Consider the following 16,540-nt stretch of genomic DNA (forward strand, 5'->3'; position numbering starts at 1 on the left):
CTTGGAACGAATGGGAAGGGCGCCTCATGGGCGCCCTTTTTGTTGTGCGGCGGTATTCCGAGACGTCCGCTAGGGGTTAGGGGAAGGTGCGAACGGAGCGAGCTTTTGGGTTCGCCTTAAAAGAAGCTACCCTGCGCTAGCCCACCCCCCGGCCCCTCCCGCTTGCGGGAGGGGAGCAGTTAGCCTCAGGCTGCCGCCCGGTCCTCGTCGAGGAACACGGCCACATCATCCAGCGCCACATCCTTTGACAGGAATGTCTTTCCAATCCCCCGCGCCAGCAGGAAGGGGAGCGTTCCCGCCGCCATCTTCTTGTCATGCAGCATGTGGGCGACCAAAGCGGCGCCATCGGCCTTAACATGGGCGCTAGCAAGATCATGCGGCAGGCCAACGGACTTCAGATGTGCCGTCACCCGATCCGCATCCTCCATCGTGCATATACCCAGCCGCACAGAATAGCGGAAAGCGAGCGCCATGCCCGCCGCCACGCCTTCACCATGCAGCAGCAGATCGGAAAAGCCCGTATCCGCCTCCAGCGCATGCCCAAAAGTATGGCCAAGGTTCAGCAGTGCGCGGCGACCGGATGTCTCTCGTTCGTCATCCGCCACGATAGCGGCCTTCGCTCGAACGCTTCGTTCGATTGCGAATTCGCGTGCGTCGCGATCGCCCGCGACTAGTTTCTGCCCTTCGGCTTCACACCATGCGAAGAAATCCGGGTCGTCTATCAGCCCATATTTCACAACCTCGGCATAGCCCGCGCGGGTCTCGCGCGCGGGCAGGCTGTCGAGCGTCGATGGGTCGATGAGGACAAGGCTGGGTTGATAGAAGCTGCCAATCAGGTTCTTCCCCGCGCTCGCGTTGATCGCGGTTTTGCCGCCCACGGAGCTATCCACCTGGGCGAGCAGCGTCGTTGGCACCTGGATGAAGTGGCAGCCGCGCTTCAGGATGGACGCGGCGAACCCGACGAGATCACCGATCACCCCGCCGCCAAGCGCCACGACATGATCGCCACGTTCCACTTCCATGGCCAGCAATTGGTCGAGCAATTGCTCAAGATGTCGCCAGCTTTTCGTCTGCTCGCCTGCGGGCAGGATGATAGGTTCGACGGCGATACCGGCGCCGCGCAGGCTGGTTTCGAGCCGGGGCAGTTGCGCCTTTGCGACATTGGCGTCCGTCACGACGATCAGTCGGCCGCCGCGGGCATAGGGCGCAAGATGATCGACCGCCCGGTCCAGCGCGCCTTGTTCGATCACGATATCGTAACTGCGCGCATCCAGCGCGACGCGAACTATTGCCATGCGGCCAGTTTCTCCAGGATGCGCTCGACCGCCACTTCGTGCGGGGCGGCGATGCTCTTCACATGAATGGGCGCGAGCGCGTAGACAGGATTGCGCACCGCCGCCAGTTCGGTCAGCACGACGCGAGGATCCTTGCCCTTCAAGAGCGGACGTCCTTCCCGCCGCGACACCCGATCGACCAAAGTGTCGATGTCGGCGTCGAGCCATATCGCAGTCCCCTGATCGAGGATAAGCGCGCGTGTCTCTTCCTGCATGAACGCGCCGCCGCCTGTTGCGATCACCTTTGGCTCGTCGTCCAGCAGCCGGGCGATCACCCGGCGTTCGCCATCGCGAAAATATCCTTCGCCATAACGTTCGAACATTTCCGAAATCGTCATGCCAGCGGCCTTTTCGATCTCTTCGTCCGCATCCACGAAGGTAAGGCCAAGCCGCGCCGCCAACCGGCGCCCCACCGTCGATTTGCCGACGCCCATCATCCCGATCAGGACGATGGAACCGCGCTTTGACTGCGGAGGCACGGATTTGCTGTTTCGCTGCATTGCGGAGGGGGCTATACATCCCCCCGTCGCAGAGGCAAATCGCAACTTTCCTCAACTTCACGGCTCGGCCGCACAAGGATTCATGAGAAGCAATCGTTCCTTCAACACCTTCGAGAGCGGTTCGCGTCGTCGCGGCACGCGCTTGCCCATCATTCCCATCGTCCTGATCGTCCTGGTGATCGGTCTGGTCGCGCTGCTCTGGTCGCGCGGCGGAGAACGGCCGCAGCAGCGAGTGGAAAAGGCCATTCCCGCCGAAAAGCTGGGCAAATAAAGGCATGCGTCAAGGCCGGTTGAATGCGAAATGGGCGCTTGGAACGCTTGCGCTCGCTCTCACGCTGCCGGTGATTGCGCAGGAGTCGCCTGAATCGCTCCTGCCCCCCGGCTTTGGAGAGGCGCCCGAGACGCCGCCAGCCTCCGGATTGCAAACGCCGCGTCCGGCAAGTCCTGCTGCTTCCGTGCCGATGATTCAGCCCTTGCCGTCCGGCAGCGCTATGGCTCCTGCCGACAATGCGGTGGGAAATGGTCCAGAGGAAGCGCTGTCAGAAGAAGAGCTGGCGGCGCAAAAGCAGAAATATGACCTTCCTGAAGGCGCGCATCGGTCGCTGGATCGAATTGGGCCGCTGACGCCGGAACGGCGTGGCATGGCGCCTGATGCCTTCGGCGTGCAGTCCGGGCAATTTCTCGCCACGCTGATGAAGGAAACACGGGCGCCGATCACGTCGCGTTGGGCCTCTATTCTGCTGCGGCGCGCGCTACTTTCGGCAACCGACACGCCTCGTGATATCGACGGCGCTGACTGGGTTGCGGAGCGGGCCTGGTTGCTGCTGCGCATGGGTGAGGCTGATAGCGCGCGGCTGCTGGTGCAGAGCGTCGATTCGGACAAGTTCACGCCACGCCTCTATGCGGTGGCGATGCAGACTTATCTGGCCACGGCGGATCCGGCTGGCCTGTGCCCTCTGTCGGCTGGCGCGCTGCGTTACAGCAAGGAGCCGGGGTGGGACATGACGCGGGCGATCTGCCCGGCATTGTCGGGCGATCAGGGGTCGGCGAGCGCAGCGCTCAATCAGGCCCAGCGGCGCGGCGTGGTGCGCGGCATAGATTACCGGCTTGCGGAAAAAGTCGTGGGCACCGGCTTTGACGCGCGGCGATCGGTGAAGATCGAATGGGATGGGGTCGACGGGCTGACGGCATGGCGCTTTGGCCTGGCAACCGCGCTCAATGTGGAAATTCCCGAACCGCTATATGCCACCGCCGGGCGCCACGTCCGCGCGTGGGAAGCGCGCGCGCCTGCGCTTAGCGCGGTTCGTCGCCTGCCAGGCAGCGAGGCGGCGGCTCGGCTTGGCGTGTTTTCAAGCCAGGCTTTGGTAGGATTTTACAGCCAGCTTGGCGCTGACGGCGATGCGTCGCCCGAAATTGCCGACCGGATCGACGCGCTGCGCACCGCCTATCGCGGTGGATCGCCCAAAGAGCGGGTCCAGGCGATGCAGATGCTTTGGCGGGACAATGGCAGGCCCGATTATGTCGGCCTGATCGCCACGGCCAAAGCCGCTGCCGCTTTGCCAGTCGCCAACATCGATGCGCGAGAGGCCGCCAACCTGATCGCGGCCATGCTGACCGCAGGTTATGATCGCAGCGCGGCGCGCTGGAGCGGGGTGGCTCGTCAGGCGGAGGGGGATGGCGCTGGCGACCTTTGGGCGTTGCTGGCGGTCGGCGCGCCCAGTTCAGTTGTCGATATCAGCGAAGGCCGGATTTCTTCCTTCGCGGACGAAGCTGGCGCGGAAAAAGGCCAGATGCTGATTGCTGCGCTGGCGGGCCTTGCTCGCATCAATTCGCAAGCAAGCGCTTCATTGGCAAAAGATAAGGGGCTCAACCTGGCGGTGAACAGCCGGTGGGCGAGGGCGATCCATCAGGCGGCGGCGAGGGGGGAGAAAGCCACCGTCGCCCTGCTCGCGGCAGTGGGCATGCAAACGGCAGAGTGGAATCGTCTGCCGCCCGCCCATCTCTATCATATCGTCGCTGCTCTGCATCAGGTCGGGCTTGATCCCGAAGCGCGGATGATCGCGGCGGAGGCGATTACGCGGATTTAATCCCATGGGAGAAGATGGCGCGCTGATCGGTCGTTTTCTGGAGATGATGGCGGCTGAACGGGGGGCGTCGCGCAACACCCTGCTGGCCTACCGCGCCGACCTGGAAGGCGCAGCGGCGATTTTGGGTGGCCTCTCGATCGCGACAAAGGAAACCGTAGGGGGGTTGGCCACAGCCTGGGCAGAGCTGGCGGCTTCGTCCGTTGCGCGCAAAGTCTCGGCACTGCGCGCATTTTACGGCTTTCTGGAAGAAGAGGGGCTGCGGGCCGACAATCCTTCCACGGCGCTACCACGCCCCGCGACGCGCAGGTCCCTGCCGAAGATATTGTCCGCGCAGGAAGTCGAATCACTCTTTGCGTTGATCGAACAGAAACTGGCGGTCGAGCATCCCAGCGCGTTGGATCTTCGTCTGTCCGCCCTGATCGAGTTGTTATATGGTTCCGGTTTACGGGCTACCGAACTGGTGTCCTTGCCCCGTCGCGCGCTGGCAGCGGATCGGCCGTTCCTGATTTTGAAGGGCAAGGGCGCGCGCGAGCGACTGGTGCCGATATCGGATCGGGCGCGGGCCGCCGTTTCCAAGTGGTTGCCGCATGTCTCTGCTGAGAGTCCCTGGCTGTTTCCGTCGGGGAAAACTTATCTTAGCCGCATTCGGCTCTATCAGTTGGTGAAGCAACTGGCCGCCGCCGCCGGTATCGCTCCGCAGCGGGTCAGTCCCCACGTGCTGCGCCATGCCTTCGCCACGCACCTATTGGAAGGGGGGGCGGACCTGCGCGCGTTGCAGTCGATGCTTGGCCATGCCGATATCGGCACGACGCAAATCTACACCCATGTCGATAGCCGCCGATTGGTCGAACTGGTCAACAGCCGTCATCCACTGGCGACAATGCGCCATCGTTTCGTTGACGAAGAAGCGTCTGCCCCCTAACGCCGTCGGCCATGGTTAGCTTTCTGGAATTTGAAAAACCTATCGCCGAGCTAGAGGCGCGTGTCATCGAATTGCGCGCTACGGCCAGCGCCGGCGACATCGATATCGGAGACGAGATCGACAAGCTTGAACAGCGCGCGACCAAGGTGCTTGTGGATACATATGCCAAGCTAACGCCTTGGCAGAAGACTCAGGTCGCCCGTCATCCCGATCGCCCGCATTTCAAGGATTATGTCGCGGGCATGTTCGACAATTTCATGCCCCTTGCCGGTGACCGCGCGTTTTCAGATGATCAGGCGATCATTGGCGGTCTAGCGATGCTGGGTGACCGCCGCGTCATGGTGATCGGTCATGAAAAGGGTGACGACACTGCCAGCCGCGTTCGGCACAATTTCGGGATGGCGAAGCCTGAAGGCTATCGCAAGGCGATCCGCCTGATGCAATTGGCTGACCGTTTTGGGCTGCCGGTCGTCACATTGGTGGACACATCGGGGGCGTTCCCGGGCGTACAGGCGGAAGAGCGAGGTCAGGCTGAGGCGATTGCCCGCTCGACCGAACAGTGTTTGGCTCTAGGTGTGCCCATGATTGCTGCGGTAGTGGGTGAGGGTGGCTCCGGCGGCGCGGTGGCGTTGGCCGCGGCGAACCGGGTGTTGATGTTCGAACATGCGGTCTATTCGGTCATATCGCCCGAAGGCTGCGCATCGATCCTGTGGCGCACCGCCAACAAGGCGAGCGATGCCGCCACTGCCATGCAGGTCACCGCCCAGCATCTTAAGGATTTGGGCGTCATCGACCGGATCATTGCAGAACCTATTGGAGGCGCGCATCGGGAGCCGGTGCAGGCGATCGCCAGCCTGGGCGCCGCCATTGGCGAAGAGTTGGATTCCCTTGCCGGATTGAGCCCGCAGGATCTTCGTACTGACCGAGCCGACAAGTTCCTCGCCATCGGCGCTTGATCTAAGGCTGCTCTCTGGGAACATGCATTCGGAACGTCGTTTCGTCCCGGTAATAGGTTGAGCGTGTCTGGAGGAGCCGTGAGGAGGGGTTTAGCGTTGATGAGCCGCAGCCGTTCTTTACGGCGGTGATCCACGCCAGGGGTCATCGAGGGAAGCCGCTTCCGCCATCACGACTTGCGTCTAGCCTTCACTGCGCCATCCGGATTCGGTATGGAAACAGCGACGATGCAGTTTCGATTTCCGGCGCGGGTGGGCAAGCCCAGTTTGATGGGGGCGCCTATTCGTGCGATCTCCCCAACTATATTGATTCGGCTTTCGCAAAGCTCGGTGGTGGCAACAGCCATACCAGCAGGCGAGGTGCGTCGAACGACGATCAATGGAATGGCGGCTGTCGGGCGAACCATCAGGGCAAGCGCCAGTTCCAGCCAGGTTGATGCGACGGTATTCGCCTATGATTTGGGTGGCGGGAAAGCCTATCATTTTCTGCTGCTGACTCCTGCGGGGCGGGGGCAGGGGTCATTTGCTTCCATGGTGCAATCCGTCACGCGAATTACCTCACAGGAAGCCGCAGCTATAAAGCCGCGTCGCATCAGCGTGGTGATCGTCAAGGCTGGTGATACGGTGCAATCGATTAGCCGACGTATGGCTATACCGACATCAACTGGAGCGCTTCTGACGCTCAACGCTTTGATCGTCCAAAGCGTCTTAAAACCCGGCCAGCGAGTAAAGATTATTACATAGCCGTCGGGGAGGGTGCAAAACAAAAAAAGGCGGCGGGATTGCTCCTGCCGCCTTTTCGAAATCGTTTCGAAATCAGTTCATGTTGTTCGAAACTTTGTTAAAGGTGTTGCCCAGCTTGCCACCCAGGCTGCTCATCGCGCCGATGGCGGCAACAGCGATTAGGGCTGCGATCAGGCCATACTCGATGGCGGTTGCACCCTTTTCATTCTTCAGCATCTTGCGAACGAACTTCATGTGAAGTCTCCTTGACTAGAAAAAATCCCGTTTAACTACCCGGCCGCCCCGCTTGAAATAGGTCAGCTATGGACGGTTTATGGGAGTTAGGTTGACAAAGATTTAATGGCGCGAAGGAAGTGTCAGATATTGATGGTTAATGCGCGAGAACCTGTGTGGCGACGTTGTTCCACATGCCTGTAGTCTTGGTTGCTACGTTCGATATCGCCGCTAGTGCAGCCAGGCAGACCAAGGCCAAGATCAGCCCATATTCGACTGCGGTTGCTCCCCGTTGACACTGCAACAACCCCGATCGGGATAAGCGTTTGATCAACCCGCGCATTGCATCACCCGTTTATTGCAGACAGTCCCGTTTAGCCTTGTAAAAGAGCCAGAGTTAACAAACCCCTTTGCTGGACGAATATGACGACAATTCATCCCCTGTTGGTAGTGGCTGCAGCACTTGTCGATGCCGATGGCCGGGTGCTGCTTCAGCAACGCCCGCCTGGTAAGGCGATGGCGGGGCTGTGGGAATTTCCTGGGGGCAAGTTGGAGGAAAGCGAAACCCCGGAGGCTGCACTTGTCCGAGAGTTAGAAGAAGAACTCGGCATCCGCACGCACACAAGTTGCCTTGCGCCCGCAGCTTTCGCCAGTGAAGCGCTAGGAGATCGGCACTTGTTGCTTCTGCTCTATGTTTGTCGAAAGTGGGAAGGCTTGCCCGAGGCACGGCATGCCACGGAACTTAAATGGGTCAGGCCCAACCAGATGTATGCACTGGATATGCCACCGGCAGACTTGCCGTTGATTGGTCTGCTCGATTCGCTGATCTGAAATAGGGCGGGCTAACGGCATGGCCCGCCCGCCGAATCACTCTTCCCTGGCTTTGCTCTGCAGCTGAATGTAGTTCTGAATGCCCATGCGTTCGATCATTTCGAACTGGGTTTCCAGCGTATCGACATGCTCTTCCTCGCTTTCGAGGATCGATTGGAACAGGTCGCGGCTGACATAATCGCGCACTGTCTCGCAATGGGCGATGGCGTCCTTAAGAACGGGAAGTGCTTCATATTCCAGCTCAAGATCGGCCTTCAGCACTTCTTCGACCGTTTCGCCGATTTTCAGGCGGCCAAGCAGCTGGAAATTGGGCAAGCCGTCGAGGAAGAGGATGCGTTCCGCCACCTTGTCGGCATGCTTCATCTCATCGATCGACTCTTCATATTCGAATTTGGCGAGCTTCTCGATGCCCCAATGATCGAGCATACGGTAATGCAGGAAATATTGATTGATCGCGGTCAGCTCGTTCTTGAGGACCTCGTTGAGATAGTCGATGACTTTTGAGTCACCCTTCATGGCGCTGTCCTCGGGCTATTGGAATGAAGCCGTAACTATAGGGCCATCGCGGGGCTTTGTTAACCGGAAAGCCGCAGAAAAGGGGGATTTTGCAAGCAGCTATTGCGTCGAGTTCGCGGCAAAAGAGAGACGCCCGCTGCGGATGTCACGCAATCAAATCAGGCGGTAGCGCGTTCGGCAGCTATCAGCGTGCGGGCGAAAGGTACGCATTGGCCGCATTTGGGCCGACGGCCGAGGTGAGCATAGGCGCTGCAAGGGGTATCGGCGCCGCTCCGCACGGCTTCCTTCAGATCCTTTTCGCGAATGGCATTGCAGACACAGACGACCATGAGGCTCTCCCTGACTCGGGAAATATCTCAAATGATAATGGGTCGCAATAGAATATTAGATGCTGTTGCGAATCTTTTGCGCCTTACCGCGAGCCAAGCTTCGCCACAGCCATTCCAGGGGTCCTACGGCGAATCGGGATAGCCAGGCTGTGGACCAAGCAAGCATGAACAGCCATCCACACAGCACCACCAGCGGCAGTTCCAACGGCCTGAGATGCGAAAATAGCCCTAGCCCCCATCCATAGAAGACAGCGCACATGATGAGACTGGTGCCGAGATAGTTGCTGAGAGCGAGGCGCCCCGTGCGCGCGACTGCCATCGTCATGCGGCTCTGGCGATGTCGCGTGAAGACCCACAGAATCAGTGCCGCCCAGCCCGCCGCAAGCGGGATGCGAAAAGGAAATGACCAGGCAAGCGACACACCTATGGACGGAACGACAGGGAAGTTTTGCCAGAGCAGCCAGCCTGCTAGCGCCGCCATGGGTGGCAATCCGACCAGGAAACAATGGCGGGCAGTGCGCCAATATTGCTCCGCTTCCCATCGTCCGGTCAGGAAGCCGCCCTTCAACATCGCCATGCCCATGAGCATGAAGCCAAGGGTATCAAATGCGCTCATGAAGAAGGTCCACCACCAATCGTGGACGAAAATGTACAGATGATGCGTGAGGATAGTTGCGAAGCTGCCGCGATAGGTGGCGATCTCCTGCCGGATGGCTGGGTCATCGGGGTTGGTGAATGGTCCGATATATTGCGCGAAGCTATCCCGGATGCTGGCGATTCCGTCTGGCGCTAAGGCCGCGTCTGCCCATCCGTGGATGCTGAACATGAACAGCGCGCAGATCAGAAAATGCGCGAGGAAGAAGAAAAAGGCCCATTTGATGAGCGCTAATGGTTCCTTGCGGACGAACAGCATCGCGATCAGCCCGATCAGGGCATAGTTCATCAATATGTCACCCGCCCATAGCAGCAGATAGTGGGCAAGGCCGAAGACGAACAGCCACGCCGCCCGGACGATTTGCGCCCGCTGTCCGTCACGCCCCTCCATCTCCTCCCGATCGATCAGCAGCAGCATGGACGCGCCGAACAACATCGAAAAAAGAGCGCGCATCTTTCCGTCGAAAAACAGGAAGCTGACGAGCCAGAACAGTTTATCGCCGACGGACAGCGGGCCAACAGCAGTCGGATTGAAATAGGCCGTCTGCGGCAGGGCAAAGGCGCTGATGTTCATCCACAATATGCCCATGACGGCGCACCCGCGCAGCACGTCCACGGCGGCAATCCGGGATGAAGGAGGAGACATGCGGCGAGGTTCCTTAAAGACGCTGGCAAAGTCGGCGGGGCTCTGTCATGCGACTAGCCATGAACAGCGGCCGCAAGCAACGGATAAGCGAAGCGTTCGGCGCGGCGGTCGGCCATTACGAAGATCATGCCGGTCCGCAACGCGCGGCGGCGGCGCTGGTCGCCGACCTTGCTCAGTGGCAGAAGCCCAGCGGAGTGGGGCGCATCCTGGAGATTGGCTGCGGAACGGGCCTACTGACCCGCGATATTCAGCGGCGTTGGCCGAGGGCGGAGCTGCTGGTCACCGACATTTCGCCGGAAATGCTTGCTCGAACGGCTGCAGGGGCGTTCGTCGCGGGGACTTTTCTTGCCATGGATGGCGAAGCGCCGCCGTTCGAGGGGGAGTGGTTCGACCTCATCCTGTCGAGCCTAGCCTTTCAATGGTTCGATGATCTGGAAGATGCCATTGCTCGCCTGGTGGCGTTATTGAGGCCGGGCGGCAGCCTGATATTTTCTACCATGGGGAAGGAGAGCTTTGGCCGTTGGCGATCAGCTCATCATGCTTGCGGGGCCGTTCCCGGCGTGCCTGATTATCCTTCGCTTGATGACCTGTCCTCGATGCTGCGCCGATATGAGGATGCCTTCGCCTTTGACGAAACTTGTCCGCTCAGCTGCACCGAGGCACGCGGCCTGATTTCTCATTTGAAAGGCATTGGCGCGGTCGTATCGAGCGAGGGCCGGAAACCGCTTTCGCCGAAAGAATTGAAGAAGGTGATGGCTGCCTTCGATGCCGGAGGCGGTACTGACGACTATCAGATATTGTTCGGACGGGTGACCCGGCCTGCCTGACATGGCTCCCGCTGGGCAGGAGCCATGTGTGTTGGCACTTACAGTTCAGCGTCCATCAGGTTGGGGAAGAAACCCTCGTGCGCAGAGCGCAGGTCGGCGAGATTCACGCCCGCCACATTGTGGCCGCCGACAGTGCCGATCCTGACTGCGCCGGCAATCTCCGTACCCGCCGCCGTTGTTACGACATAGCGGCCTTGATCTTCGCCAAAGGACGCTGCGGTGTTCAATTCGATGTCGAGTTGCGCGCCCATTCCACCTGCCAGCGCCATTTCGGCGACGGTAACCAGCAGGCCGCCGTCTGAAATATCATGGACGGCATTGACCTTGCCTTGGGCGATCAACGTGCGGACAGCTTCGGCATTGGTTCGTTCGACAGCCAGGTCGACCTTTGGCGCGTCACCAGCTTCGCGACCCTGAATTTCCCGCAGCCAAATGGACTGGCCGAGATGCGAGCCTTCGCCGCCGATCAGCCAGATAGCATCGCCCTCCTGCTTGAAAGCGACGGTCGCCATCACATCGACATCCTTCAGCAGGCCGATGCCTCCGATCGCGGGGGTGGGCAGGATTGCCGAGCCGCCGCCGGTCGCCTTCGATTCATTGTAGAGGGAGACGTTACCTGACACGATGGGGAAGTCGAGCGCGCGGCAGGCGTCACCCATGCCTTCCAGACAGCCGGTGAGCTGAGCCATGATTTCCGGACGCTGTGGATTGGCGAAGTTCAGGCAGTTGGTGACGGCAAGCGGTGTCGCGCCGACGGCCGAGATGTTGCGATAGCATTCGGCGATCGCCTGCTTTCCGCCCTCATAGGGATCGGCATAGCAATAGCGCGGGGTGCAATCGGTGCTGATCGCGATGCCCTTTTGCGAGCCGTGGACGCGCACCACTGCCGCGTCGCCGCCGGGGCGCTGCACCGTGTCGGCGCCGACCATGTGGTCATATTGCTCCCAGATCCAGCGGCGGCTGGCGATGTCGGGGGAACCCATCAGCTTGACGAGATCAGCCCCGATGTCCGCGCTTTCGGCGATCTCGCCCAGCGGCTCAACGCCGGACCAAGCCTTATATTCGTCCTTCGGCATCGACGGGCGATCGTAGAGCGGCGCGTCGTCGGCCAGCGGCGCGAGCGGAATGTCGCACACCGTCTCGCCCTTGTGCACCAATACCATGCGGCCCGTGTCGGTTACATGGCCGATCACGGCGAAATCCAGTTCCCACTTCCGGAAAATGGCTTCGGCGAAAGCTTCTTTGCCCGGCTGGAGCACCATGAGCATGCGCTCCTGGCTTTCCGACAGCATCATTTCATAGGCCGTCATGCCGGTTTCCCGCTGCGGCACGTCGTCCATGTTAAGCTGAATGCCGACGCCGCCCTTGGACGCCATTTCGACCGAGGAAGAGGTGAGGCCCGCGGCGCCCATGTCCTGAATCGCGACGATCGCGTCCGATGCCATGAGTTCAAGGCAGGCTTCGATCAGCAGCTTTTCGGTAAAGGGGTCCCCGACCTGCACGGTGGGGCGCTTGGCATCGGCGTCGTCGCCAAAGTCCGCCGATGCCATGGTCGCGCCGTGAATGCCGTCGCGGCCGGTCTTCGATCCCACATAGACGATCGGGTTGCCGATGCCGCTGGCGGCCGAATAGAAGATCTTGTCCGTGTCCGCGACACCTACGGTCATCGCATTGACCAGGATGTTGCCGTCATAGGCCGGGTGGAAATTCACTTCGCCGCCCACGGTCGGCACGCCGACGCAATTGCCGTAGCCGCCGATGCCATGCACCACGCCGCTGATGAGATGCTTCATCTTTGGATGGTCGGGGCGGCCAAAGCGCAGAGCGTTCATGTTCGCCACTGGACGCGCGCCCATTGTGAAGACGTCGCGCAGGATACCGCCTACGCCCGTCGCCGCGCCCTGATAGGGTTCGATGTAGGACGGGTGGTTGTGGCTCTCCATCTTGAAGATCGCCGCCTGTCCGTCGCCAATGTCGACGACGCCCGCATTCTCACCGGGGCCACAAATGACTTGCGGGCCTTCCGTCGGCAGCTTCTTCAGGTGGATGCGGCTCGACTTGTAGGAGCAATGCTCCGACCACATGACCGAGAAGATGCCCAGTTCCGTCAGATTCGGCTCTCGGCCGAGGGCGTTCAGAACGCGGTCATATTCTTCCGGCGAAAGGCCATGTTCGGCGACGATTTCCGGGGTGATCTGAGTGGCTGCGGTCGACATGAGCGCGCCTTTAGCCGGGGAGGGGCGGATAGACAATCCTTGGCCAGCCCAAGTTGGGAAAACATGCTATTTATATGCGTTGGAACACCGATCGGAGGACGGGGCATATGGAATGGATGTTATTGCCGCTGCGCCGCTACGCCCGTTTTTCCGGCCGTGCGCGGCCAAAGGAATATTGGATGTTCATCCTGTTCCTTCTGCTTTGCTTCATCGCGATCGGCATTGTCGAAGGGCTGCTGGGCCTGAGCACCACCGAACATTGGGTACGGCGCGGTCCCTGGTGGTTCGATACCGGCTATCACACGCGGGGAGGGCCGCTCACCGGCCTGTTCGGTCTGGCCATCCTGATCCCCTGGCTCGCCGTGGCGGTGCGGCGTTTGCATGACACGGATCGAAGCGGTTTCTGGCTGCTGATCATTTTCTTCCCGGTGATCGGAAGCTTGGTTCTACTGGTCTTTTTCATCATGAGCGGGACGCGCGGTCCCAACCGCTTTGGTCCTGACCCCGTCGAGGTTGGTGAACCCGAACTGGTCGGCCGGATAGGGAAATGAAAAAGGCCGGGCTGTTGAGCCCGGCCTGTGAAAGACATGGAAATGTTGATCAGGCTTTGCAGCTAAGGCCGCTTTTGCCCGGAAGGGTGGCGGTGATCTGCTTGCCGCTGCCTTCGACCGAATAGCCGCCTTCGGCCGTGAAGGGCTTGCCAGCTTCGGGGGCGACGAGCTTCGTCGGCGCGCCGTTCTTTTCAGTGCGCAGGTTCGCGGTCTTGTCGTCGCTCAGGAAGTCGACGAAAATGAGACTGTTATCCTTGCAGCGATACTGACGGCTTACCTTCACCGAAGGCGGCAGTTCGACAGGTGCGGCATTCGCGAGCTGTTGAGCCATCGGATCGGCAGGGCCGCCGACGACTTCGGGTTGATCATTTTTGTTGCAAGCGGAGAGCATGCTGAGAGCAACGGCGGAAATCAGGGGGAGATAATATTTCATAGCGGTCCTTCTATGTGCACTTGCTGGCGCGAGCGTCAACGCAAAACTGCCAAAATCCCTCCAGTCTTGTGCGAGTTTGGATGACGCTTTTATTACAAGCAGGCCCGGAATCTGCCTTGCGGCGTGGTGCAGGCTTGACCCGGCCACCTGCGCTCGCCAATGCATGGGGCATGGCCGAAGACAGCAAGACAGAGCCGGGCGATTTGTCCCAATTGTCGTTTGAGGATGCGCTGCGGGCGCTGGAGTCGATCGTTCGTCGGCTGGAAAGCGGTGACGTGCCGCTCGACGAGTCGATCTCGCTCTATGCGCAGGGTGAAGAGCTGCGCAAGCGCTGCCTTGAACGCTTGCAGGCGGCAGAGGCCCGCATCCAGAAATTGACCATCGATCCCAGCGGCGCCGTCACGGGCGCCCAGCCTTTCGGCGCGGATTGAGCGCCGTGGCCATGGAGGGGCTGACCTCCGGTTCAGCGGTGGTGGCTGTTAGAGCGGCTGCCGTCGCCGCAGACATTGATCGCGCGTTTGAACTGTTGCTGACCGTTCCCGATGATCCGCGTGCGCGCCTTTATAAGGCCATGCGCCATGCGGCCATAGGCGGCGGCAAGAGATTGCGTCCCTTGTTGGTGCAGGCGGCGGGCGAGTTGTTCAACATCTCCCAGGACTCGCTGCTTCGCGTCGGCCTGGCTGTCGAATGCATCCATGTCTACTCGCTGGTGCATGACGATCTGCCGGCGATGGATGATGATGACATGCGCCGGGGCAAGCCGACGATCCACAAGGCCTTTGATGAGGCGACGGCGATCCTGGCCGGGGACTGCCTTCATGATCTTGCCTTCGAAATATTGGCGGATGAAGAAACGCATCCAGACCCCTTCGTGCGGGTGGAGCTGGTAAAGGCGCTGGCGCTTTCCAGCGGTCCCGCAGGTATGGCGGGTGGGCAGATGATGGATTTGGAGGCGGAAGGCACCAGCTTCGACCTCGTCACCGTAACGCGCCTGCAACAGCTTAAGACTGGAGCGCTTATCGCGTTTTGCGTGGACGCGGCGGCGATCATGGCGCGCATTCCGGCCGATGCGCGCACCAGCCTCCACGGCTATGCGCGCGACATCGGCCTGGCTTTCCAGATTGCCGACGATCTGCTGGACGTCGAAGGTGACGCCGATCTGGCGGGCAAGGCGTTGGGCAAGGATGCGGCGGCGGGCAAGGAAACCTTTGTCTCCCTGCTGGGTGTGGAGCGCGCGCGTGAACAGGCGCGCTTGCTGGTGGATCAGGCCAAGGCGCATCTTCATGGGTTCGGCGGGGAGGCCGATCTGCTGCGATCGATCGCAGACTATATCGTGGAAAGGGACCGGTAAGGCATGAGCAGGCAGCGGGTGGGGGTCTATCCCGGCACGTTCGACCCGATCACTTTGGGTCACATGGACATTATTCGCCGAGGGGCCAAGCTGGTAGACAAGCTAGTGATCGGCGTGACCACCAACATTTCCAAATCGCCCATGTTCTCCGATGAAGAGCGGCTGGAAATGGTGCGCCGCGAATGCGCCGACATCGACACGGAGATCGTTGTCACTGGCTTTAATTCATTGCTGATGGATTTCGCCGAATCGCAGGGTGCCAGCGTCATCATCCGTGGCCTGCGCGCCGTTGCCGACTTCGAATATGAATATCAGATGGCGGGGATGAACCAGCAGATTAACCCGCGTGTCGAGACTGTATTTCTCATGGCCGATGTCTCGCTTCAGCCGATCGCATCGCGGCTGGTCAAGGAAATCGCGCTTTACGGCGGTCCGATCCACAAGTTCGTCAGCCCCGCGACATGCCAGCAGGTGGTGGCGCGGGTCGGCGAGATTGGAAAGAAGGGCGACCAATAAGGGCCGCTCAGCCTTCGTTCAGTTGCCAATCGCGAAGAGCGCGTTATCAGAGCAGCTTCGCCACCAGGCTTTAGATATTAGGGAAAGCTCATCCATGCGGTTCAGTTCGGCGTTCAAGACCGTGGCGATCACTATCGCTCTCTATGCGTCGGGCGGCGTGGCGCTGGCCCAGGGTGGCGGAGGCGCTAATGCCGAAGAGGCAAAAAGGGCCGAGGCTGCTGCGCGGGCCGAGCAGAATGCCAAGTCGATGGGACAGGATCCCAGCGCGAAACTACCGCCCGCTTCGGTGCCCGTAGATCCCCAGGATGTCTGGGATCTTGACCTGTCGAGCGGCGGCCGTGTTCGCATCCAGCTTCGTCCCGATATCGCTCCCCAGCATGTGGAACGTATCAAGCAACTGACGCGCCAGGGCTTTTACAACGGTCTGAAATTTCACCGTGTGATCCCCGGCTTCATGGCGCAAGGCGGTGACCCGAAGAATGACGGAACCGGCGGATCATCGCTTCCCGACTTGCAGGCGGAATTCAACCCGATGCCGCACCTTCGCGGTACCGTGTCGATGGCCCGCGCGCAGGACGAAAACAGCGCCAACAGCCAGTTCTTCATCCTGTTCCTGCCCCGCATGCAGCTCGACAAGAAATATACGGTGTTCGGTCGCGTGATCGAAGGCATGCAATATGTCGATGCCATCACGCCGGGCGAGCCCCCCGCAAACCCGACCACGATCCTGCAGGCATCGATTGAAAGCGACGGCAAGCCGCCAGTCATGGCGCTTCCCACGCCGCCCGCGCCTTCCATTATTGCGCCCGCACCCGCACCGGTGAAGAAAGCGTCATCACAGAAGAAGCGATAAGTCGCACCTGAAGTGGATCATGCCGATGTCGCATCGGCCTGATGGCCGTGCCTTGAGGACAGCG

The 16,540-nt window shown here is 60.6% G+C and carries 21 protein-coding genes; 12 read left to right on the forward strand and 9 right to left on the reverse strand.

Annotated features, from left to right (window positions below):
- Positions 1-185: 185 nt before the first annotated feature.
- Together aroB and ACZ51H_RS02870 are read right to left on the reverse strand one after the other, a co-directional pair.
- Complete coding sequence (gene aroB / locus ACZ51H_RS02865) at positions 186-1,295, reverse strand: 3-dehydroquinate synthase (protein WP_464802385.1); 1,110 nt, start codon at positions 1,293-1,295, stop codon at positions 186-188.
- A complete protein-coding gene (locus tag ACZ51H_RS02870; protein WP_464792426.1) occupies positions 1,286-1,834 on the reverse strand; it encodes a shikimate kinase in 549 nt (182 codons plus the stop codon). Before ACZ51H_RS02870 ends, aroB begins: the two co-directional genes overlap by 10 nt.
- Positions 1,835-1,916: 82 nt before the next feature.
- Here ACZ51H_RS02870 and ACZ51H_RS02875 point away from each other — a divergent pair, with 82 nt between their 5' ends.
- The 5 genes from ACZ51H_RS02875 (at position 1,917) to ACZ51H_RS02895 (ending at position 6,540) form a co-directional block, all read left to right on the forward strand.
- A complete protein-coding gene (locus tag ACZ51H_RS02875; protein ID WP_464802386.1) occupies positions 1,917-2,105 on the forward strand; it encodes a hypothetical protein in 189 nt (62 codons plus the stop codon).
- 4 nt (positions 2,106-2,109) lie between these two features.
- Entirely contained in the window at positions 2,110-3,921 is a 1,812-nt protein-coding gene (locus ACZ51H_RS02880; RefSeq protein ID WP_464802387.1) for a hypothetical protein, read from the forward strand.
- A gap of 4 nt (positions 3,922-3,925) precedes the next feature.
- Positions 3,926-4,843 carry a tyrosine recombinase gene (locus ACZ51H_RS02885; protein WP_464802388.1) on the forward strand — a complete coding sequence of 306 codons (918 nt, stop codon included), beginning with the start codon at positions 3,926-3,928 and terminating at the stop codon, positions 4,841-4,843.
- An 11-nt stretch (positions 4,844-4,854) separates the two neighbouring features.
- Complete coding sequence (locus tag ACZ51H_RS02890; RefSeq protein ID WP_449471788.1) at positions 4,855-5,799, forward strand: acetyl-CoA carboxylase carboxyltransferase subunit alpha; 945 nt, start codon at positions 4,855-4,857, stop codon at positions 5,797-5,799.
- Between the two features lie 210 nt (positions 5,800-6,009).
- Positions 6,010-6,540 (forward strand): LysM peptidoglycan-binding domain-containing protein, encoded by a 531-nt coding sequence (locus tag ACZ51H_RS02895; protein WP_464802389.1) that lies wholly within the window; start codon positions 6,010-6,012, stop codon positions 6,538-6,540.
- Positions 6,541-6,612: 72 nt separating this feature from the next.
- On the opposite strand, the gene ACZ51H_RS02900 is transcribed toward ACZ51H_RS02895, so the two are convergent.
- Positions 6,613-6,774 (reverse strand): Flp family type IVb pilin, encoded by a 162-nt coding sequence (locus ACZ51H_RS02900; RefSeq protein ID WP_464792423.1) that lies wholly within the window; start codon positions 6,772-6,774, stop codon positions 6,613-6,615.
- 136 nt (positions 6,775-6,910) lie between these two features.
- The gene (locus ACZ51H_RS02905) at positions 6,911-7,096 is read right to left on the reverse strand and encodes a Flp family type IVb pilin (protein ID WP_464802390.1); all 186 of its coding nucleotides are present in this window, start codon (positions 7,094-7,096) and stop codon (positions 6,911-6,913) included.
- 80 nt (positions 7,097-7,176) lie between these two features.
- Between ACZ51H_RS02905 and ACZ51H_RS02910 the strand changes: the two genes are divergently transcribed.
- On the forward strand, positions 7,177-7,584 hold the full coding sequence (locus ACZ51H_RS02910; RefSeq protein ID WP_449471791.1) for a (deoxy)nucleoside triphosphate pyrophosphohydrolase: 408 nt from the start codon (positions 7,177-7,179) through the stop codon (positions 7,582-7,584).
- A gap of 36 nt (positions 7,585-7,620) precedes the next feature.
- On the opposite strand, the gene bfr is transcribed toward ACZ51H_RS02910, so the two are convergent.
- The 3 genes from bfr to ACZ51H_RS02925 all read right to left on the reverse strand — a co-directional run bounded on the left by bfr (position 7,621) and on the right by ACZ51H_RS02925 (position 9,729).
- Complete coding sequence (gene bfr / locus ACZ51H_RS02915) at positions 7,621-8,100, reverse strand: bacterioferritin (protein ID WP_196224051.1); 480 nt, start codon at positions 8,098-8,100, stop codon at positions 7,621-7,623.
- Positions 8,101-8,258: 158 nt separating this feature from the next.
- A complete protein-coding gene (locus ACZ51H_RS02920; RefSeq protein WP_460987790.1) occupies positions 8,259-8,429 on the reverse strand; it encodes a (2Fe-2S)-binding protein in 171 nt (56 codons plus the stop codon).
- 55 nt (positions 8,430-8,484) lie between these two features.
- The gene (locus tag ACZ51H_RS02925) at positions 8,485-9,729 is read right to left on the reverse strand and encodes a DUF418 domain-containing protein (protein ID WP_464802391.1); all 1,245 of its coding nucleotides are present in this window, start codon (positions 9,727-9,729) and stop codon (positions 8,485-8,487) included.
- Positions 9,730-9,788: 59 nt separating this feature from the next.
- Here ACZ51H_RS02925 and ACZ51H_RS02930 point away from each other — a divergent pair, with 59 nt between their 5' ends.
- The gene (locus tag ACZ51H_RS02930) at positions 9,789-10,556 is read left to right on the forward strand and encodes a methyltransferase domain-containing protein (protein ID WP_464802835.1); all 768 of its coding nucleotides are present in this window, start codon (positions 9,789-9,791) and stop codon (positions 10,554-10,556) included.
- A gap of 38 nt (positions 10,557-10,594) precedes the next feature.
- On the opposite strand, the gene purL is transcribed toward ACZ51H_RS02930, so the two are convergent.
- Entirely contained in the window at positions 10,595-12,772 is a 2,178-nt protein-coding gene (purL, locus tag ACZ51H_RS02935; RefSeq protein ID WP_464802392.1) for a phosphoribosylformylglycinamidine synthase subunit PurL, read from the reverse strand.
- Between the two features lie 107 nt (positions 12,773-12,879).
- On the opposite strand from purL, the gene ACZ51H_RS02940 reads away from it, so the two are divergent.
- Complete coding sequence (locus tag ACZ51H_RS02940; protein WP_464802393.1) at positions 12,880-13,323, forward strand: DUF805 domain-containing protein; 444 nt, start codon at positions 12,880-12,882, stop codon at positions 13,321-13,323.
- Positions 13,324-13,372: 49 nt separating this feature from the next.
- On the opposite strand, the gene ACZ51H_RS02945 is transcribed toward ACZ51H_RS02940, so the two are convergent.
- The gene (locus tag ACZ51H_RS02945; protein WP_464802394.1) at positions 13,373-13,756 is read right to left on the reverse strand and encodes a hypothetical protein; all 384 of its coding nucleotides are present in this window, start codon (positions 13,754-13,756) and stop codon (positions 13,373-13,375) included.
- A gap of 170 nt (positions 13,757-13,926) precedes the next feature.
- On the opposite strand from ACZ51H_RS02945, the gene ACZ51H_RS02950 reads away from it, so the two are divergent.
- The 4 genes from ACZ51H_RS02950 to ACZ51H_RS02965 all read left to right on the forward strand — a co-directional run bounded on the left by ACZ51H_RS02950 (position 13,927) and on the right by ACZ51H_RS02965 (position 16,476).
- Entirely contained in the window at positions 13,927-14,187 is a 261-nt protein-coding gene (locus ACZ51H_RS02950) for an exodeoxyribonuclease VII small subunit (protein WP_196224044.1), read from the forward strand.
- 11 nt (positions 14,188-14,198) lie between these two features.
- Entirely contained in the window at positions 14,199-15,107 is a 909-nt protein-coding gene (locus ACZ51H_RS02955; protein WP_464802395.1) for a polyprenyl synthetase family protein, read from the forward strand.
- Positions 15,108-15,110: 3 nt separating this feature from the next.
- Positions 15,111-15,623, forward strand: a complete 513-nt coding sequence (gene coaD / locus ACZ51H_RS02960) for a pantetheine-phosphate adenylyltransferase (protein ID WP_196224042.1) — start codon at positions 15,111-15,113, stop codon at positions 15,621-15,623.
- A 94-nt stretch (positions 15,624-15,717) separates the two neighbouring features.
- On the forward strand, positions 15,718-16,476 hold the full coding sequence (locus ACZ51H_RS02965) for a peptidylprolyl isomerase (RefSeq protein ID WP_460987798.1): 759 nt from the start codon (positions 15,718-15,720) through the stop codon (positions 16,474-16,476).
- The last annotated feature ends 64 nt before the right edge of the window (positions 16,477-16,540 follow it).

This window comes from Sphingobium sp. TomMM15 (genome assembly GCF_055397045.1).

Coding starts and splice junctions, on each gene's coding strand:
- aroB (WP_464802385.1), bottom strand. CDS start 1,295: ATGGCAATAGTTCGCGTCGCGCTGGATGCGCGCAGTTACGATATCGTG.
- ACZ51H_RS02870 (WP_464792426.1), bottom strand. CDS start 1,834: ATGCAGCGAAACAGCAAATCCGTGCCTCCGCAGTCAAAGCGCGGTTCC.
- ACZ51H_RS02875 (WP_464802386.1), top strand. CDS start 1,917: ATGAGAAGCAATCGTTCCTTCAACACCTTCGAGAGCGGTTCGCGTCGT.
- ACZ51H_RS02880 (WP_464802387.1), top strand. CDS start 2,110: ATGCGTCAAGGCCGGTTGAATGCGAAATGGGCGCTTGGAACGCTTGCG.
- ACZ51H_RS02885 (WP_464802388.1), top strand. CDS start 3,926: ATGGGAGAAGATGGCGCGCTGATCGGTCGTTTTCTGGAGATGATGGCG.
- ACZ51H_RS02890 (WP_449471788.1), top strand. CDS start 4,855: ATGGTTAGCTTTCTGGAATTTGAAAAACCTATCGCCGAGCTAGAGGCG.
- ACZ51H_RS02895 (WP_464802389.1), top strand. CDS start 6,010: ATGGAAACAGCGACGATGCAGTTTCGATTTCCGGCGCGGGTGGGCAAG.
- ACZ51H_RS02900 (WP_464792423.1), bottom strand. CDS start 6,774: ATGAAGTTCGTTCGCAAGATGCTGAAGAATGAAAAGGGTGCAACCGCC.
- ACZ51H_RS02905 (WP_464802390.1), bottom strand. CDS start 7,096: ATGCGCGGGTTGATCAAACGCTTATCCCGATCGGGGTTGTTGCAGTGT.
- ACZ51H_RS02910 (WP_449471791.1), top strand. CDS start 7,177: ATGACGACAATTCATCCCCTGTTGGTAGTGGCTGCAGCACTTGTCGAT.
- bfr (WP_196224051.1), bottom strand. CDS start 8,100: ATGAAGGGTGACTCAAAAGTCATCGACTATCTCAACGAGGTCCTCAAG.
- ACZ51H_RS02920 (WP_460987790.1), bottom strand. CDS start 8,429: ATGGTCGTCTGTGTCTGCAATGCCATTCGCGAAAAGGATCTGAAGGAA.
- ACZ51H_RS02925 (WP_464802391.1), bottom strand. CDS start 9,729: ATGTCTCCTCCTTCATCCCGGATTGCCGCCGTGGACGTGCTGCGCGGG.
- ACZ51H_RS02930 (WP_464802835.1), top strand. CDS start 9,789: ATGAACAGCGGCCGCAAGCAACGGATAAGCGAAGCGTTCGGCGCGGCG.
- purL (WP_464802392.1), bottom strand. CDS start 12,772: ATGTCGACCGCAGCCACTCAGATCACCCCGGAAATCGTCGCCGAACAT.
- ACZ51H_RS02940 (WP_464802393.1), top strand. CDS start 12,880: ATGGAATGGATGTTATTGCCGCTGCGCCGCTACGCCCGTTTTTCCGGC.
- ACZ51H_RS02945 (WP_464802394.1), bottom strand. CDS start 13,756: ATGAAATATTATCTCCCCCTGATTTCCGCCGTTGCTCTCAGCATGCTC.
- ACZ51H_RS02950 (WP_196224044.1), top strand. CDS start 13,927: ATGGCCGAAGACAGCAAGACAGAGCCGGGCGATTTGTCCCAATTGTCG.
- ACZ51H_RS02955 (WP_464802395.1), top strand. CDS start 14,199: ATGGAGGGGCTGACCTCCGGTTCAGCGGTGGTGGCTGTTAGAGCGGCT.
- coaD (WP_196224042.1), top strand. CDS start 15,111: ATGAGCAGGCAGCGGGTGGGGGTCTATCCCGGCACGTTCGACCCGATC.
- ACZ51H_RS02965 (WP_460987798.1), top strand. CDS start 15,718: ATGCGGTTCAGTTCGGCGTTCAAGACCGTGGCGATCACTATCGCTCTC.